At 56.1% G+C, this 17911-nt stretch carries 16 protein-coding genes and 1 tRNA gene; 7 read left to right on the forward strand and 10 right to left on the reverse strand.

Going from position 1 to position 17911, the window contains the following annotated elements; genetic code table 11:
• The first annotated feature begins 118 nt into the window (after window positions 1-118).
• Entirely contained in the window at window positions 119-859 is a 741-nt protein-coding gene (gene fucR, locus AACV31_RS15585; protein ID WP_032806796.1) for an L-fucose operon activator, read from the forward strand.
• On the opposite strand, the gene AACV31_RS15590 is transcribed toward fucR, so the two are convergent.
• Window positions 845-1264, reverse strand: a complete 420-nt coding sequence (locus tag AACV31_RS15590; protein WP_007764214.1) for a hypothetical protein — start codon at window positions 1262-1264, stop codon at window positions 845-847. The two genes, fucR and AACV31_RS15590, sit on opposite strands and share 15 nt — an antisense overlap.
• A gap of 5 nt (window positions 1265-1269) precedes the next feature.
• The gene (locus AACV31_RS15595) at window positions 1270-1671 is read right to left on the reverse strand and encodes a hypothetical protein (protein WP_007764212.1); all 402 of its coding nucleotides are present in this window, start codon (window positions 1669-1671) and stop codon (window positions 1270-1272) included.
• Window positions 1672-1776: 105 nt separating this feature from the next.
• Here AACV31_RS15595 and AACV31_RS15600 point away from each other — a divergent pair, with 105 nt between their 5' ends.
• The 3 genes from AACV31_RS15600 to AACV31_RS15610 all read left to right on the forward strand — a co-directional run bounded on the left by AACV31_RS15600 (window position 1777) and on the right by AACV31_RS15610 (window position 4137).
• Window positions 1777-2277, forward strand: coding sequence for an ESA_00282 family adhesion-associated protein (locus AACV31_RS15600; protein WP_007764208.1), 501 nt, complete (start codon window positions 1777-1779; stop codon window positions 2275-2277).
• A gap of 85 nt (window positions 2278-2362) precedes the next feature.
• Window positions 2363-2860, forward strand: a complete 498-nt coding sequence (locus AACV31_RS15605; RefSeq protein WP_007764205.1) for a TIGR00645 family protein — start codon at window positions 2363-2365, stop codon at window positions 2858-2860.
• A 161-nt stretch (window positions 2861-3021) separates the two neighbouring features.
• Window positions 3022-4137 (forward strand): mechanosensitive ion channel family protein, encoded by a 1116-nt coding sequence (locus AACV31_RS15610; protein ID WP_075198075.1) that lies wholly within the window; start codon window positions 3022-3024, stop codon window positions 4135-4137.
• Window positions 4138-4228: 91 nt separating this feature from the next.
• Here AACV31_RS15610 and AACV31_RS15615 read toward each other — a convergent pair whose 3' ends face one another.
• The 4 genes from AACV31_RS15615 to AACV31_RS15630 form a co-directional block, all read right to left on the reverse strand.
• Window positions 4229-5608 carry a carbohydrate porin gene (locus AACV31_RS15615; RefSeq protein ID WP_105537678.1) on the reverse strand — a complete coding sequence of 460 codons (1380 nt, stop codon included), beginning with the start codon at window positions 5606-5608 and terminating at the stop codon, window positions 4229-4231.
• A gap of 160 nt (window positions 5609-5768) precedes the next feature.
• Window positions 5769-6074: a PTS lactose/cellobiose transporter subunit IIA gene (locus tag AACV31_RS15620; protein WP_165155512.1), complete on the reverse strand. Its 306-nt coding sequence runs from the start codon at window positions 6072-6074 to the stop codon at window positions 5769-5771.
• 143 nt (window positions 6075-6217) lie between these two features.
• The gene (locus AACV31_RS15625; protein WP_161589486.1) at window positions 6218-7543 is read right to left on the reverse strand and encodes a PTS sugar transporter subunit IIC; all 1326 of its coding nucleotides are present in this window, start codon (window positions 7541-7543) and stop codon (window positions 6218-6220) included.
• A gap of 16 nt (window positions 7544-7559) precedes the next feature.
• A complete protein-coding gene (locus AACV31_RS15630; RefSeq protein ID WP_004384873.1) occupies window positions 7560-7874 on the reverse strand; it encodes a PTS sugar transporter subunit IIB in 315 nt (104 codons plus the stop codon).
• Window positions 7875-8164: 290 nt separating this feature from the next.
• On the opposite strand from AACV31_RS15630, the gene AACV31_RS15635 reads away from it, so the two are divergent.
• Window positions 8165-9118 carry a LacI family DNA-binding transcriptional regulator gene (locus AACV31_RS15635; RefSeq protein WP_165155510.1) on the forward strand — a complete coding sequence of 318 codons (954 nt, stop codon included), beginning with the start codon at window positions 8165-8167 and terminating at the stop codon, window positions 9116-9118.
• A 26-nt stretch (window positions 9119-9144) separates the two neighbouring features.
• Here AACV31_RS15635 and AACV31_RS15640 read toward each other — a convergent pair whose 3' ends face one another.
• Window positions 9145-9768: a DUF2238 domain-containing protein gene (locus AACV31_RS15640; RefSeq protein WP_075198072.1), complete on the reverse strand. Its 624-nt coding sequence runs from the start codon at window positions 9766-9768 to the stop codon at window positions 9145-9147.
• 259 nt (window positions 9769-10027) lie between these two features.
• Window positions 10028-13138 carry an autotransporter family protein gene (locus AACV31_RS15645; protein ID WP_165155508.1) on the reverse strand — a complete coding sequence of 1037 codons (3111 nt, stop codon included), beginning with the start codon at window positions 13136-13138 and terminating at the stop codon, window positions 10028-10030.
• 197 nt (window positions 13139-13335) lie between these two features.
• Between AACV31_RS15645 and AACV31_RS15650 the strand changes: the two genes are divergently transcribed.
• On the forward strand, window positions 13336-14175 hold the full coding sequence (locus AACV31_RS15650) for an alpha/beta fold hydrolase (protein ID WP_165155506.1): 840 nt from the start codon (window positions 13336-13338) through the stop codon (window positions 14173-14175).
• Between the two features lie 122 nt (window positions 14176-14297).
• On the opposite strand, the gene AACV31_RS15655 is transcribed toward AACV31_RS15650, so the two are convergent.
• Window positions 14298-14373, reverse strand: a tRNA-Phe gene (locus tag AACV31_RS15655).
• 112 nt (window positions 14374-14485) lie between these two features.
• Window positions 14486-15205, reverse strand: a complete 720-nt coding sequence (locus AACV31_RS15660) for a DUF554 domain-containing protein (RefSeq protein ID WP_007764163.1) — start codon at window positions 15203-15205, stop codon at window positions 14486-14488.
• A 546-nt stretch (window positions 15206-15751) separates the two neighbouring features.
• Between AACV31_RS15660 and AACV31_RS15665 the strand changes: the two genes are divergently transcribed.
• Window positions 15752-17890, forward strand: coding sequence for an ornithine decarboxylase (locus tag AACV31_RS15665; RefSeq protein WP_165155504.1), 2139 nt, complete (start codon window positions 15752-15754; stop codon window positions 17888-17890).
• Window positions 17891-17911 lie beyond the last annotated feature (21 nt).

A 17911-nucleotide genomic window follows, 5' to 3' on the forward strand; every position in this document is an offset into this window, starting at 1 on the left:
GCTGGCGGAAATTATCAGGATTTTCTGTATTTCCGGCGCGGGCCGGTTCTCCTTTTCGCGAGCCTGCTGCAATAATGAACAGCAGGCAACCCAGACGCGTTATCGACGGAGCAGCAGGATGAAACATGAGCGTCAGCAGAAGATTATCAGGCTCTTATGGGCGCATGAGGCGCTGACGACCCAGGCGCTGGCAAGTCGCCTTGCCGTGAGCCACGAGACCATCCGGCGCGATCTGAGCGAACTTCAGCGCGCCGGGAAGATTCTGCGCAGCCACGGACGCGCGCGGGTGCTGCGTCGCGATGTGCAAAGCCATGACGATCCGTTTCAGGCGCGCCTCAAGAGCCACCATGCGCATAAGATGGATATCGCGCGCAACGCGCTGAACTGGCTCGACGCCGGTATGGTGGTGGCGCTCGACGCCAGCACAACGTGCTGGTATCTGGCGCGTCAGTTGCCGGACGTGCCGCTCACGATTTTCACCAACAGCGTGCGGGTAGGGCAGGAGGTCGCCAGGCGAGAGCAGATAACGCTTATCAGCACCGGCGGCATTCTGCATCGGCAGGCGGCCTGTTATGAAAACCCGTCGCTGCCTGCGCTGCTTAAGCATATCGATATCGATCTGTTTCTGTTTTCGTGTCAGGGCATTGATGAAGCAGGCGGCATCTGGGACGCGCGCTCGTGGAATGCGGAATATAAAACGCTGTTGCTGCGCCGGGCGGCGCAATCGCTGCTGCTGATAGACCGTAGCAAACGCAATCGTACCGGAGAGGTGCAAATCGGAACGCTGGAACAGGTGACGGAGGTGATAACGCAGGAGGAAAACGGCGGGCAGAAAGCGGGCGCGCTACTTGTCGGGTGAGGCGGCGGGCGTTTCAGGAAGCGGCGTAACGGAGGAGGTCTGGTAGCTACCCTCGGCGAGCTTGCGGCTTAGCATCAGCGTTTCGGCTTCCTGCGCTTTAATCTGCTGATAATGCTCTTCTATCGCCGCCATCATTTGCGCGCGCAGTTGCGGATGGCGATTCATTATCTCTTCCAGTACGGCGCCATAAACCTCTTCTTTTACCAGAAACGGATAGATTTCGCGGCGATTCTGCCATTTCAGTTGTACCAGGGCCGCCGGGATCATTAGCACGGCCCGGGTATACCCGGCTATGGCTTCATTTTTTTCATTAATCAGCGCCTGCAAATTCTGACTTAAGATAAATTTCTGTTCTTCTTGCTTATCTAAAGTGAAATATTGGTGGCTGGAGGTTATTTCCGTCACGCCAGTTAATCCTCGAACTTATAAAAAACGGGGGCGTCTTTTTCCTGGGTAATGAGATTAAGCCAAATTTTATTACCCGCTTCATTTATCTGCGCGGTTTTGGTGGCGATCAGCTCAGCCAATTCTTCAGCGCTAATAGCATTATCTTCGACCAGTTTATTCAGGACTTTAGTGTACGCCTCAATTTTAACCACACTGAGCAGGCGTGCTTTAATATGACGGTCGCGTTCTTCCAGCAGTACGTTGCCGCTCTGGCCCGCCAGAGATTTGCCGCTCAATATGTCCGTTTCATATTCTTCGAGCTTTGGCTTTCCCTGAGTTAAATTTTCGCTATTTTGTTCGCCAGAGGAGTGGTTGTCGGGTGTGGGAATACGATAACGCGCCGGCACAAGATTGTCGGGCAACATTGATGTTATTTCCTTTTATATCAGAAGGATAAAGAAATACGCCGGATGGTTTTCGTTGACAATAACATGCCGTAAAATTAAAATCAAAAAAAACGGAGCCTGCGCATGAACAGTATTTTTTATTCTGTCATTACCTTGCTGCTGCTTTTAAGCGGCGTGCTTTTTTTTATGAAAGAAAATGGTGCCAATAAACCAGACAACGGTTCTGGCGCAGATCCCATCCCGCCGCGTAACAAAGAAGAGGGTGAAGACCATTTCTCCGCGTTACTTAACGCAATTACTCCGTTGTGGTACTGGCGCGTTAATCACGAATATATCGATTTTACTAACGCCACCATTAAAAAAATGACATTTGAAGAGCTCAACGCCACACCGGGTTTATTTGAGGCGCAGCGCCGTTGCAGTAATCTTAATTCAGCGGTTTATAAATATTACGATAATTTAAAAAAACGCTGTCTGAACGGTGAGTTAGTCACCTTCTCCGATATCGAAGTGCTCAACCTGCGCCACTGCTTCCATGAATTCAGCCAGGAGGCGTATCCGCAACTGGTGGCCATCGTCTGGCCGGAGTATGAGCGCCCGCAGGTGGATATCACGCTGGTCTGAACGCCGTAGCTCTGGCGCCGCTGTTGTCAGACCATCGCCTCTGTGCGTTATACTGAAAGCCATTCTGGCTATTTTTCAGGACGCTATGGAACGCTTTATCGAAAACGCAATGTACGCCTCGCGCTGGCTGCTGGCCCCGGTTTACTTCGGGCTTTCTCTCGCTTTACTGGCGCTGACCGTCAAATTCTTCCAGGAAATAATCCACGTTCTGCCGAACATTCTGTCTGTCGCCGAGTCGGATCTGATCCTGCTGTTACTGTCGCTGGTCGATATGACGCTGGTAGGCGGGCTGCTGGTGATGGTGATGTTTTCCGGTTATGAAAACTTTGTCTCTCAGCTCGATATTCATGAAGGTAAGGAAAAGCTGAGCTGGCTTGGCAAAATGGACGCCAGTTCGCTGAAGAATAAAGTGGCGGCGTCGATTGTCGCTATCTCTTCCATTCACCTGCTGCGCGTTTTTATGGATGCGAAGAACGTACCGGATAATAAACTGATGTGGTATGTGATTATCCACCTTACGTTTGTCCTGTCGGCGTTCGTCATGGGGTATCTGGATAAAATCTCCCGCGGTAAAGGGTATTAACCCGACCGGCCCGTGAACCTTTCGCTTTAATTGCGTGATTAAGCCCCTTCTGATGAAGGGGCTTTTTTTATGGCTACTACCGTGATAACCCAATGAAAAAGGGGCGCTTAGCGATGGTCTATACTCAGGTTTCACTTTAGGGCAGCCGACAAGGAGGAAGGATGGAGTACATTCTGCACACCAATTTTTTGCGCCTGATGACATCATTAACGTTCTGGGGAAATGTCTTGCTGGTGCTGGCGGTAACCGCCGTCACTTACTGGGTCGTGAGTAAAATCATCGATATTCTGCACAAGCGCATCGCGCGCTGGGCGGAGGAGCACAACAACAGCACCGCGTATAAAGTCTTTCTCGACGTGCTGAGAAAGACGCGGCGCATTCTGATTCTGATTGCCGCGTTTCTCTTCAGTTTGCAGTTTGTCAGCCTGCCTGACCGGATGCACAGTACGATTTCCCACGCCTGGTTCCTGGTGCTGGCGTTGCAAATCGCGCTCTGGTTCGATCAGGCGGTACAGTCATGGCTGCGCCACTCGCTGATGCGCCCCGGCGCGCATCGCAACCCGGTGACGACGATTATTCTGGGGCTGATGATCCGCGCGCTGATCTGGGCCGTGATGCTGCTGTCGATCCTCGCCAATGCCGGAGTCAATATCACCGCGCTGGTGGCGAGCCTCGGGGTCGGCGGTATCGCCATCGCGCTGGCGGTACAGACGGTGCTGAGCGACGTCTTCGCCTCGCTTTCAATTGGTTTCGATAAGCCGTTTGAAATTGGCGATTTCATCGTCTTTAACGATGTTTCCGGCACCATTGAACATATTGGGCTGAAAACCACGCGCATCCGCAGCTTAAGCGGCGAGCAGATCGTCTGCGCGAACGCCATCCTGCTTCAGCAGACGATCCACAACTATAAGCGTATGCAGACGCGCCGCATCGTGTTTACGTTTGGCGTCTCGCTCTCCACGCCGCCCGAAAAGCTGCGCCAGATTGGCCCGATGGTGAAGTCAATTATTGAGAAGAGTGGCGATACCCGCTTCGACCGCGCCCACTTTGCCACTTTCGATCAGGATCGCCTGACCTATGAAGTGGTGCACATCATTAATACGGCGGATTACAACCAGTACATGGATCTGCAGCAGGAGATCAACCTGCGCATCATGGAAGGGCTTCAGGAGCTGGGCGTGCGGCTGGCGCTGCCAAGCCGTGTGATTATCCAGCCCGACGCGCCGGAAGAGGAAAAGCCGGAGGAGGGCACGCCGCAGACGGCAAGCCCGGCGTAACGCGCCGGTAAGAGATAACACCCGCCCCGGTGCGTCCGGCGGCGGGTTTTTTATGCAAGCTGTTCTGGCAAACGGCGCAGGGGAGCGCTGATTACCACCAGGCTTCCCACATCGCGCCGATATTCAGCGAATCCAGCGTGGTGTCGTCGGTATTGTTGACGCGCGCGGTGCGTTTGTTATCCACCTCGCCGCCGGTCACGTAGAAGCGCAGCATCGGGCGGAATTCCGGGCCCATGGCGATAGACATATTCTGCGAGAGCGTCACTTTCCAGCCGTCGTTATCGCCGCCTTCCTGATAATCGACGCGCTGCCAGCCCGCTTCCAGCCAGGTGGAGTGAACGTCGTTCCAGAAATACATCGGGCGCACGATGGCGTTGTAGTTGCGGCGGTTATCGCGGTCATCGCGGTCATTATCGTAATCGTGGAACGCCAGCAGATATTCCACCTGCGCCTGTTGCGTGAATTTATGCAGCCCTTCAAAGCTCGCATACACCGTGGTCAGATCGTCGGTTTTGTTATAAACGCTGTTGTCTGAATTATCGGAGTAGCGGGCGATAAGCTTATTCACGCCGCTGTCGTTGGTGTGGCTCAGCACCACGCCGCCCTGCCAGGCTTTCAGGCGCTCGTCGCGATCCACGGCTTTTGAGTCGAAGCCGTAGTTGGCGTACAGCTCCAGATCGAGCGGGCCGACTTTCATACCGTGAATTTTAGACGTCGCCGCGTAGTTGCCTTTGTCGCCGGTGCCGGAGCCGCCGGTACAGGAGATGCGCGACGGGTTCGCCTCGTCTTCCATCACTTCCGGGCTACAGGATTCCACGGCGGCCACGACCGCGACATCAAACTGCACGCCGCCCAGATCGAAGTTTTTCACCCCGGCGCCCTGGCCGTCATGGTTCATCCAGAAGTAGTCGTTAATGCCCTGTTGCGGACGCTGGTGGAAATCGCGACCAGCCCAGAAATAGGCGTTCGGGTTGGATTCCAGCAGGTTAGTGACGCCTGCGTAGGCTTTTTTCAGGTTCACCTCGTCGCCCCAGTGGTCAAACATCACGTTGACATCCCAGATGGCGCCGTTGCCGCCTTTAAAGGCTTTCGAGAGCTGGAATTCGCCGCCGTTGCCTTCGTTGCCGAGACGGCCAATCGCGGAGGCGCCGTTATAGGAGCCGTCGACCGCCACATATTTCTGGTCGCCGCTCTGGTAATGCGCGCCATAGCGGGCGTAACCGGTAAACTTCACGCCGAACGGGATAGCCAGATCCGGCGTCTGGGCGGGGCTTTGCGGCTCGGTGACCACATCGGCCTTCTTATTCATGGCGGCGTCGATTTTCGCCTGGCGCTCGGCCAGCGCCTTATCCACGGCCTTCGCCACCATGGCGTCAATCTGTTCCTGAGTATATTCCTGAGCGAGCACAGATACCGGGCAAAGCGCGGCGATAACCGCCATGGCTAATGGAAGTTTTTTTAACGTAGTCATAATTATCTCTTTATCGTCACTATTATTAAGACAACAGCTTTCCCTTCTGGCGAGCCAGAATTAATGCGCTATCATCGGGAAAGCGTATTTACGTCGTTTCGGGTACAGCGGTTTATTTATCGCCCGCAGAATGGCTTCTGCCGCGAATAAAATGTTTTATTTACTGACGCTGATATAAATGCATCAGCTCTTCAGAGAATTCGCGCGCCAGCAGGGAATTCATTAAATGATCCTGCGCGTGCACCATAATTAAGCTCATCGGCTGGCGGCCTTCGCCCGCGTCCTGCTCAATAAGCTTCGTCTGCATCTTGTGCGCCTGCCGGGCGTAGCCGTCGGCTTCGCGCAGCAGATGTTGCGCCTCGCTGAAATTACCCGCCCGCGCGGCGTGCAGCGCCTCAAAGCAGAGGCTGCGCGACTGTCCCGCATTGACGATGATTTCCATTACCGCTTCTTCCAGTGCAATCATGTTGTATTACTCATTCATTAATGAAAGGGAATGACAGGACGTCACCGTCCCCGCAGGGCGAAATACCGCCACGCGTTGAGTGCTTATTTTTTCCGGCTTCCGGCACCGTTATTTCTTGTGCGCCTTCCCTGGCGCGGTCGTGATTATCCGGTCACGGTTTGCGCCTGAGGGGCGGCGTTACGCGCTTTCAGTTCTTCGGTTTTCATCAGCGAGCGTTCATAAGCGCGCAGGAACGGCAGGTAAATCAGCGCCGACATCACCATACAGATAAGGCACATCACCACCGGCGCCAGCGCCCAGTTAGCGGCCCAGGACGCGCCGATGGGTGCCGGGGTCGTCCAGGGAGTGAGCGACACGACCTGCTCAATCAGCCCCAGACGGGTGGCGGTCCAGGCGAGAACGGCGTTCACCAGCGGCACGCAGACGAACGGGATAAACAGGATCGGGTTCATAATAATGGGCGCGCCGAAGAGAATCGGTTCGTTGATATTAAAGAAGCTCGGCACGATACCCATTTTGCCGATGGTGCGCAGGTGCGTCGCACGGCTTTTCAGCAGTAAAAACGCCAGCGGCAGGGTACAGCCGACGCCGCCGATCAGCAGGTAGTGATCCCAGAACCCTTGCAGATAGGTGTGCGGCAGCGCAGCACCTGCGGCCAGCGCCGCCTGGTTGGCCGACAGGTTCGCCATCCAGAACGGGTTCATAATGCCGGTGACGATAAGCGAGCCGTGAATGCCCGCAAACCAGAAGATCTGGCACAGCAGCACAGAGAGCAGCACCGCGGGCAGGGAGTCGGATGCGGAGACCAGCGGCTCGAGCAGATGCATGATCGCCTGCGGCATGATCATGCCGGTTTGCGCTTCGATAAACAGATTCAGCGGATGCAGCGTTCCCATCACCGCCATCACCGGAATGAGAATTTCAAACGAGCGCGCCACGCCGGTCGGCACCTCTTTCGGCAGACGAATGGTCACCTTATGCTGCTTGAGCCACGCATAGACGCGGGTGGAATAAATCGCCGTAATCAGCGCGGTGAAAATGCCCTGGCCGGAGAGATACTGCGTGGAGATTTTGCCGTCGGCATAAGGCGCCGCCACCAGCAGAAACGCCATAAAGGCCAGCAGGCCCGCCATCACCGGATCGAGCTGGAACTGACGCCCCAGGCTCGCGCCGACGCCGACAGAGATAAAAAAGGTCATTACGCCCATGCTGAGATTAAACGGCAGCATTAGCTGTTCCCGATACGTCTGCGAAAAATCGAGCCAGGCGCGGGCAAAGCCGACCGTGGTATCGGCAGAGAACGGCGGGAAGATAAACACCAGCATAAACGAGCCGATAATCATAAACGGCAGCGCCGCGGTGAAGCCGTCGCGAATGGCGATAACATATTTCTGCTGGCCGAGTTTCCCGGCGAGCGGCGTAATCGTCTGTTCAATGACGGCAACCATCGACTGATATAAAGAACTCATGGGCGAGATCCTGTTTCTAATGCGCGGCTTCAATAAGCGAGAGCGCGTAATCCAGCACTTTGTCGCCACGCTGCATTCCGTAATCCATCATGTCGATGGCCTGAACAGGAATGCCGTGAGCGGCAGCCTTTTGCGACAGCGTCGGTAACATATACTTCACCTGCGGCCCGAGCAGCACCACCTGATACTTTGGAAACTGCGTATCAAATTCGGCAACGCCCCAGGCTTCAATCTGTACGGGAAGGTCCCGCTCTCCTGCCGCGTCAACCATCTTTCTCACCAGCAGACTGGTGGACATCCCCGCAGAGCAACACAGCATAATCTTGTACATGGCCTCATCCTTAAATGTAAAAACTTATTGCGGAGATGATTGGATAGGATATGGAAACCGATTTCCATTTATAAAAAAGAGAAGTGTGAAACCCGTCATGATCTCCGTCCTGTCGGGCGAATTAATTGGATTTGCATCACAGCTTTTCAGGCGAAATGCGTAGCACGGACACGAAACGGAAAATCGGTTTCCATGATTTCGGGAAACGGATATACTTCAACCGGTTATCATCTGAACAATTTTTGATGAAAGTTTGACGCAGAAAGCCAGGTTTCTGTCAGGGGAAAAAGATGTCAACAATCAACGATGTATCGCGTCTGGCCGGGGTGTCGAAAGCCACGGTGTCACGGGTGTTGAGCGGATCGCGCGGCGTCAAGGAAGCCAGCCGTCAGGCCGTGCTGAAAGCAGTGGATGAGCTCAATTACCGGCCAAACGTTATCGCGCAGTCGCTGTTAAGCCAGAGCACCGGCTGCATCGGCGTTATCTGCGCGCAGGAGAATATCAACCAGACGACGGGCTACCTGTACGCGCTGGAAAAACAGCTCAGCCAGCATCAGAAACACCTGTTGCTGCGCTTCGCCAATAGCAAGCATGAAGTCATGAACGCGCTGGACGAACTCACCAGCGGCCTGTGCGACGATGTGCTGATTATCGGCGCGCGGTTTCCGTTAAATATCACGCAGGAAAATGTGATCCTTGTGGACTGCATGGAGAGCGAAAACGCCCCCAGTCTGCATTACGATCACGCCTTCGCCGTGGAAACCGCCTGTAACTATTTGATCCGGCAAAATCGTCGCCAGATAGCCCTGATTTATCCGCAGGGCAATGGCTTCGCCGACCAGGTGCTGCTCGGCTATAAACTGGCGCTGGAGCGTAACTTCCTGCCGTTTAACCGCAACCTGGTGTTTATGGATGCGACGTCTTCCTCCGTGGCGTTACAGGAACTGCTGAATAACGCCACCACGCTCAATTTCAACGCGCTGCTGGTGGCGGATGACCAGGAGGCGCAGCGGGTGATCCCGCAGCTCCAGGCCTTCAATAAATCCGTACCGGACGACATTATGGTCTTTAGCCTCGCGGGCACGCTGCAAATGCCCGGCGTGCCGACCATTCCGGCTATCGAATATTCGATGGATGTCATGGCCGCGCGCATTGTGGGCTGGCTGAACGAGAAGACGCAGGATGTGCTGGGCAGCGGCGTACTGCGCGGCGATCTCTTCCTGCCGGAAACGCGCAAGCGCTAAACGCCTCAGGCCGCCTGCGGGCGGCTTTATGGTCTGCGCGCTACCCGTTTAAGCTGGCGTGTATGGCCGCGTGCCAGCGCAAAGACTGAGATAAATGCGCCGAGGAGCGCGCAGAGCATATCCGCCTGGGTGTCCCATTCGTCGCCCTGCGTACCCAGAAAATCATCGGCGTCTTTGCCGAGCGCCAGCGCCACCCACCACTCAATCAGCTCGTAAAAGGCGCTAATGGCAAGCGTCACGCAACAGACCAGAAACGCGAGCATTTTCGCGCCGAGCCGGTAGCCGCCGCGCGCCAGCACTTCCCGCGCCGAGAGCGATATCACCAGCCCCTGCAACACATGGCCGAACCTGTCATACGGGTTGCGCGCCATCCCGAACCACTCCTGCACCATGAACCCCACGGGCACGCGCGCGTAGGAATACATGCCGCCGACGATAAGCGACACGCAGCCGGTGAAAATCAACGCATAGAGCAGCGGCGTCAGCGGATAGCGTTTTGCGGTCGCCCACAGCACCGGCACCACGATAAACACCGGCATCACTTCCATGAGCCAGGTCAGCCTGCGTTCGGTGGTGAGCGCCGTGAGAATAAGCAGCAGCGCCAACAGCAATGTGCCGACAGAGAGATACAGCGGGCGGGAGAGAGGCATCAGCGATCCTTCACTTAAGTCAATATACGGTTTCGTTGAACGGCGTAAAAACAACGCTGGAAGCGCGTCTCTGGCCTCGTGCAACGGTGAACGTTTTTATTAAGGGTAGACGCACTCCCGCGCGGGTTCATGATTAAACCGACCCGCCGCGTTCGGCAAGAAAGGGGAGAGCAGGGCAAAGGCGACAGAAACGCCGGGGCAAGCCTGCAATAAAAAACGGGGCCGCTTACCGGCCCCGTGGGTTTTACAGCGTTAGCACTCAGAACGATTTGTTCAGGCGCAGGCTGAAGGTGTGCGCCTGGTAACGCTCGCCTGCCTGGAGATCGTAGCGGGCGTCAACGCTCAGGTCGTTAGCGTTAAACAACGTGCTGCCGACCGACAGACCCGCCATATCCTTCACCGGCGCAGCGCCTTTGGTGGTGAACTGCGTCTCGCCAATGGTGTCTGCGGCGTAGGTCGCGGTGTTGCTCGTGCGGCGGTGGTCATACTCGTGGATCCAGGAGACTTGCGCGAACGGCGTCAGGCGGCCAAAGCCGGTGTCGATGCCTTTCTCGATGCGCGCGCCAAGGTCGCTGGTGACCGACTGCGTGTGCGACGAACCTACGTCCAGCGCCATGCCGTTGCCGCCGCTCTCTTTATAGCCATCCACGTGCTGATAACCGTAAGTCAGGCCCGCCATCGGGGTGAGGACAACCTCAGCCGGCAGCGTGAACGGGTAGCCGAATTCGCTTTGCAGCGTCACGGACTGACCGTTGAACTTGCCGTTTGCCGTGCCGGAGAAGCCGGTGAAGTCGGCGCGACGAACCGTGTCGTAGTTCTGACGAGTCAGCGCGGCAGAGAGGTTCATAAACCACGGGTCGCCTGAGTAGCCGGCATAGCCAATCACGCCATAGTTATTCGCCGTCGAGTTGTTGCCGCTCAGGTTGTCTTTACCGTGTACGGAAGTATTGCTGTAGTTCAGCGCCGCACCTACGCGCCAGTCTTCGGCGACGGTACGATCCGCGCCAAACAGCAGGCCGCCGAATTTCGCGCTGTACCCGCTCACTTCGCTGGTGCTGTCCTGACGGGCATAACCGCCGTACGGTTGAGCCCAGACGATCCAGTCGCTGTAGCCGTCACCGGTGGAGACGCCGCTCAGGCCCGCCGTCTGCGGCGTGCGGATAGTGTCCAGATGGTTGCCGACGACACCCATCGCGGTGGACGTCGCCACGCCGCTCGCCGTGCTGACGCTGATATTCTGGCTGGTGGACAGACGCTCGCCCACGCGGTTGGCTTCTTTCGTGCCTTCAATCGCCAGCGAGGCGTTGTAAAGCTCAAGCAGTTGCGGCGCGATGCCGGAGTAATGGGCCAGACCGCTCAGCGACGACGTCGCGTTCGGGGTCGTCGGGCCTGGTTTGGCCGCTGGCGGCGCAGGCGGAGTGACCACGACCGGCGGCTTGCCAACCGGCGGCGTGACCACTGGCGGTTTTCCGACGACAGGCGGGGTGCCATCAACCGGCGGTTTCTCAACGACCGGCGGCGTGACAACAGGCGGCGTCGGCGCTTTTTCAAGCTGAACGACCAGCGCGCTGTTCGACTCGTCAACATAGGTTGAGCCTGTGACCAGACCGTCATAACCCACTGCCTTATATGCCAGTTTGTCAGCGTTATAGTTCGTACCGTTGGTGTTGGCGTTAATCACCACATAGCGCTGGCCGGGCGCAAACTTATAGGTGTTGCCGGAGCGGGCAAGCGATACGGTGGAGCCTTGATCGACGGTGGCGGAACCCGTGACATTCAGGCGGCCATAACCGGTATCCTGCGCGATATCGCCGCCGGCTGACGCCGTGTCGCTCACGCCGAGGATAAGCGCCGCGCCAGCGTTCTGGTGGTAATTGCCGGTAATAGCGATCGGGGCGTTAACCTGGAGCTGAGCGGCATCGTTAAGGACGGTGCCGACGGTGCCGGTATTGCTGTCATCGCTTGAGAGGCTTTGCATCGAGAGACTGGCAATATTAATGTTGTCATTCAGCAGCATTGAGCCGGAGCGGAAGATAACGTCGCCGTTGCTGGTAATCACGCCGATGCTGTCAGTGCTGGAAACTGTCTCGTCATCGCTGACGGTACGTGTGCCCGTGAGAACGCCCTGCTTATCCGTGCCGCCGATAAATTCCAGCGCTGCGCCGCCGTTGGCGATGATATTGCCTTCAATAACGCCGCTGTTGGTGATACTCAGCGCGGAGGTTGTATTTCCCTGGCTATAAATAGCATTGCCTTTGCCGGTAATCGTCCCGTTATTGGTAATGACCGTGCTGGCGCCGTTATTGCCTGCGATATAAATACCCTGACTGCTGCCGGTAATCGTGCCGTTGTTAATCAACGTAGTCGCTGCTGTTTGAGTATTATAATTCGTGGTATAAAAGCCATAACTGCCGCTGATAGTGCCATTATTAATAATGGTGCTGGGGGTCGTCGAGTTGTTGGTATTGTTGACGCTATAAAGACCTACGATATTGCCAGTGATATCGGCGTTATTAGTCAGCGTATCAATATGGCCCATGTTATACACGCCAATATAGCTACTGGTGATATGCCCGTCGTTGATTAACGATTTAATAACACCTGTGTTGGTATTGAAAATACCTGAATTATAATAACTGTTGTTAGTGTTAGCGTTACCGATAGTGCCGGTGTTATGCAGCGTATTAATAGTGCCCGCGTTATAAACTGTGCCGCTGCTATAATTATACCCGTTGGTATTGGTGGTGGTAGTGGAGTTAATAATGCCTGCGTTTTCCAGCAGATCGATTTTGCCACTGTTATTCACGCCCGTTCTGCCCGTAATGACGCCTGATGTGACATTTTTCAGGATGCCGAGCGTACCGCTGTTAGTAATGCCGCCCTGACTATAGTTGCCGCCATAATTATAGTAGGAGTCAGGGCCTTCAATCGTACCGCTGTTAATCAGCGTGCCGACCTGGCTTGTTTCAGTCAGGTTAATGGCGCTGCCGGAGTAATAATTATTGCTGGCGGCGGTCATTTTAATGCTGCCCGAGTTATCGATAGTATCGATCGTGCCTTCGTTTTTCAGGCCGTAAGAATAGGTGCTGGCATTCAGGCTGTTGCCTTCAGCGGAAATAGAGCCGTCGTTATCGAGTAAACCGACCGCAACGCCTTGACCGATGCTGAGCGCCGCGCCTGTATTACTCAACGCAGAGCCGGTATTTGTTACCTGAACCAGGTCGTAGGAGGCGGAGAGCTGAACATCAGATTGCTGGTCGGAAATGATATAGTCGCTCGACACCGCAAAAGCATAAGGCGCCAGCAGTCCCTGGGCAGAGGTTAACGCTACCAGCAAGGTTCCTTGCTGGCTAAACCGTGATTTCTTCATGATGTACCGTGCGATGTCGCGCTTAAGGTTAAGGTCAAGAGCCGTTATGTGTTACGTTCCGATTTGTCTGCTTACATTCCGTTGCGCTATACACATTTGCTGGCAAAGAAAACGATAAGCGAGGCTTAACTATTTTCGGCGCGCCCAATAAGGAACTTTAGAGTTTCGGTTAAATATAATTCTGGCGGATAAGAAAAATGGCGAAAAAAAACCTGTCTTTTACGCGTGTATTATTGATTGGTATGACTTTATTGTTCGCGGGATGCGCCAGCCGGGATTATCGTGAAAGTGCGAGCGAGTTCGCAAAAAAACGTGGTTTCATTCGTGAGGAGATATCCGCGAACGGAATACCTCTTCTTACCTGGCAGCGTATTACGCCGCCCGTCACGCGCCTGCGGGTCTACATCGAGGGGGATGGCTTCGCCTGGGTGAGCCGCACGCGCCCCTCCGACGACCCGACGCCGCATAATCCCCTTGGCCTGAAGCTGGCGGCAGCCGACCCGTCCGGTAACATTTTGTACCTGGCGCGACCGTGCCAGTTTATCGGGCCGCCGCTACCGTCCGCCTGTAACGTTCATCTCTGGACGGATAAACGCTTCTCATCAAACGTCGTTGAGGCCATGAATAAAGCAGTAAGTCAGGTTGTTCAGCGCTACCCGCAGGCCCGCATTGAGCTGGTGGGCTATTCCGGGGGCGGAAACATTGCCGCGCTGCTTGCGGCGCGGCGCACGGACGTGGTTTCGCTGCGCACGGTGGCCGGCAACCTTGATGTCGCTTACGTCAATGCGCTGCACCGCGTTTCCGCGATGCCGGATGCGCAAAGCGCGGCAGACGTGGCTGTGAAGCTTGCAAACCTGCCGCAAATACACTTCAGCGGCGCGGATGACAGCACGGTGCCGCCCGCCGTCGCCAGGCGTTTTCAAAACGCCGTGGGCGAGCGCTGCGCACAGGTTAAGGTGGTGCCGGGAATGGATCATGGCTCCGACTGGGCCGCGTTATGGCCAGGTTTATTGTTGAGCGCGCCGGTTTGCCGGTGAGTAAGAGAGATAACGCGGGTGGGGGGGAGGTATTCCGGTTTACAGAAGTGCTTCAGCATGACGGCCAGAAGTATGAGCACAAAAGCAAAAAACCAGCCCGTAGGCTGGTTTCTTTAAATGAGTGGTGCCCGGACTCGGAATCGAACCAAGGACACGGGGATTTTCAATCCCCTGCTCTACCGACTGAGCTATCCGGGCAACGGGGCGCATTAAACCCGATTCACCTTTCGACGTCAACGAAATTCCACGAATTCTGCGCCATCCGCCCATTCCTGCGCCACTTTGTTTGCGAAATAGCCATTTCACAGCGTTACGCGAAGAAACGCGTCCAGAGCGCGGAAAGGGGCATAGAAATCAACAGCGCGGGTAACAGATTGACCACCGCAAACATCTTGATGCCGCAGATGCGCAGGCCCGTCGCCAGCAGCAACAGGCCGCCCGTCGCGGTGAAATCGCCCATCATCGCGGGCGTCGTCAGCGGCAGGATAAATACCGCGCCAGCGGCGAGCGTTAGCTGGATGAGCAGCATCGGAAGGGAGATCGCCGCGACGGCGGCGCCAAGCGTCGTGGCGAAAATCGTGGCGGTGAAAAAATCGAGAAACGCTTTGGCGATAAGCAGGCTGTTATCGCCGGTCATGCCTTCACGCATCGCCCCAAAAATGCCGGTTCCGCTCGCGCAAAACAGCACGATGATCGCCACAAAACTCTGTACGAAATTATCCTGCGCGGGCCGCGCGTTTTTACCGGGCCGTAACCGGCGCGCTACGCCGTTCAGGCCATGCACCAGATTCACTATCCCTTTTTCGATGTAGCAAAGCTCGCCAATCAGCGCGCCAAGCAGCATCGAGAGCACCATCACCGGCAGGTTCACACACTTCACCACCAGCAGAATGCCAATACCGAGCGACGCCAGCCCGAAAATCGAGGGCATAGAACTGCGCAGCCGCTCGGGAAGCCGCTGGCTTAACGCCGCGCCGAGCAATCCGCCCAGCAGCACTGCCGCCGCATTGATAAAAGGTCCGGTTACCACATTGTGCTCCTGCTTAAGTCTGTGTCGCGATGGGGTTCAGCATAAGCCCGATATCAGGTGGAGAAAAGCGCGCCTGATAAAGGCATTTTTATGCGTGTCTTATGCTTACTTATTTTAACGGTTTATTTAATCTCATAATAATCAAAATGATAAAAAAAGAGCGAATCAAAATCATGCTTAAAAAAGCGATATTCTCTCTGCGCTGCCTTGCCCCGTGCGGCGTAAGGTGACATGATTGCGCGACTTTTCTCCATCAGACAGGGTATGCCGCTATGATCGCGCGTTTGCTTTCAGCCGTCATTTCTTCGCGACATTGCACAATGCCGCGCGCCCGTCATGTCTGTCCGCCATACTTTCCCATGCCCACCATGCGGTGAGGCCACCGTACGCTCACTGCCGGACAACAGTAAAACCAGGCGCGCTCTGCTTTTACTGATGTCTCGCGGTCGGAGCTGGTAACCAGTCAGACCATCATCGTTTCGCCGGGATACCGTCCCGTTGCCGTGCCCGAAGGCGCTTACACCGACACTCAGGGTTTTTGTGCTTATGAAATCGTTAAAAATTGCCGCCAGCCACGCCGTGGCTCCTCTGCTTTCGACTTCCCGCGATGTGGTGGGGCTCGATGGCACCGACTTTACCGACGTGGCCGCCGTGGTGCTCTCCGTGGCCGATACACGCAGCGGCATTCTCGCGCTGCTTAAGCGCACCGGGTTTAATCTGCCGGTTTTTGTTTATCTTCAGAACGGCGAAAGCTGCGACGCGCCGGTCAGCGGCACGCTCACAGGAACGTCGCAGGAGTTTCTGGCGCTTGAAACCGCCGCGCTCGCGTATGAAGAAAATCTGCTGCCGCCGTTTTTCGACACGCTGACGCAGTATGTGGAGATGCAGAACAGCACCTTCGCGTGCCCTGGCCACCAGCACGGCGAGTTCTTTAAAAAGCACCCGGCGGGCAGGCAGTTTTATGATTTCTTCGGTGAAAACGTGTTTCGCGCCGATATGTGCAACGCCGACGTTAAACTGGGCGATTTGCTGATCCACGAAGGCTCTGCCAAACACGCGCAAAAATTTGCCGCGAAAGTGTTTCACGCCGATAAAACCTATTTCGTGCTGAACGGCACGTCGGCGGCCAATAAAGTCGTGACCAACGCGCTGCTGACGCAGGGCGATCTGGTGCTGTTCGATCGTAACAACCATAAATCGAACCATCACGGGGCGCTGATCCAGGCCGGCGCCACGCCGGTCTATCTCGAAGCGGCGCGTAACCCGTTCGGGTTTATCGGCGGGATCGACGAGCGCTGTTTCGACGAGGCGTATTTGCGCGAGCTGATTGCCGAAGTGGCGCCGTCGCGCGCGCAGGAGGCGCGTCCGTTCCGTCTGGCGGTGATCCAGCTCGGCACTTACGACGGCACCGTCTATAACGCCCGCCAGGTGGTGGATAAAATCGGCCACCTCTGCGATTACATCCTGTTTGATTCCGCGTGGGTCGGCTACGAGCAGTTTATCCCGATGATGGCCGACTGCTCGCCGCTGCTGCTGGATCTCAATGAAAACGATCCGGGGATTTTCGTCACGCAGTCCGTACATAAACAGCAGGCCGGGTTCTCGCAGACGTCGCAGATCCACAAAAAAGATAACCATATCCGCGGTCAGGCGCGTTTTTGCCCGCACAAGCGGCTCAATAACGCCTTTATGCTGCACGCCTCGACAAGCCCGTTTTATCCGCTGTTCGCGGCGCTGGATGTGAACGCCAAAATCCACGAAGGGGAGAGCGGCAAGCGGCTGTGGGCCGAGTGCGTGGCGCTTGGGATCGAGGCGCGTAAGGCGATTATCGCCAACTGCCGGATGATCAAACCGTTTATCCCGGATACGGTGGCAGGGCGGCCATGGCAGGATCATCCGACAGACGCGATTGCCCGCGAACGACGCTTTTTCAGCTTTGAGCCGGGCGCGGCGTGGCACGGTTTCGCCGGTTACGCACGCGAGCAATATTTCGTGGACCCGTGCAAGCTGCTACTCACCACGCCCGGTATTGATGCCGAAACTGGCGAGTACAGCGATTTCGGCGTCCCGGCGGCGATCCTCGCCAATTACCTGCGAGAAAACGGCATCGTGCCGGAGAAAGCGGATCTTAACTCGATCCTGTTTTTGCTCACACCCGCCGAGAGCGCGCAGAAGATGGCGCATCTGGTCGCGATGCTGGCGCGCTTCGAGCAGCATATTGAAGACGACACGCCGCTTGCCGACGTGTTGCCGACGATTTGCCAGAAATACCCGGTGCGCTATAAAGGCTACACGCTGCGCCAGCTCTGTCAGGAGATGCATAACCTGTACGTGAGTTTTGACGTCAAGGCGTTGCAGCGCGCGATGTTCCGTAAAGCGGAGCTGCCGCAGGTGGTGATGAACCCGCAACAGGCGAATATCGAATACATTCGCGGCAACGTGGAGCTGGTGCGTCTGAACGAGGCCGAAGGGCGCGTGGCGGCGGAAGGCGCGCTGCCGTATCCGCCGGGCGTGTTGTGCGTGGTGCCTGGTGAGGTGTGGGGCGGGGCGGCGTTGCGTTATTTCCTGGCGCTGGAAGAGGGCGTGAATCTGTTACCAGGTTTTTCGCCGGAGTTGCAGGGCGTTTACAGCCAGACCGACCCGGACGGCATTAAGCGGTTGTACGGGTATATGTTGCGGGCGTAAGACGTTATCGGACGGGGCGCG

This window comes from Cronobacter sp. EKM101R (genome assembly GCF_963888145.1).
In the GTDB taxonomy this organism is placed as follows: Bacteria; Pseudomonadota; Gammaproteobacteria; order Enterobacterales; family Enterobacteriaceae; genus Cronobacter; species Cronobacter turicensis.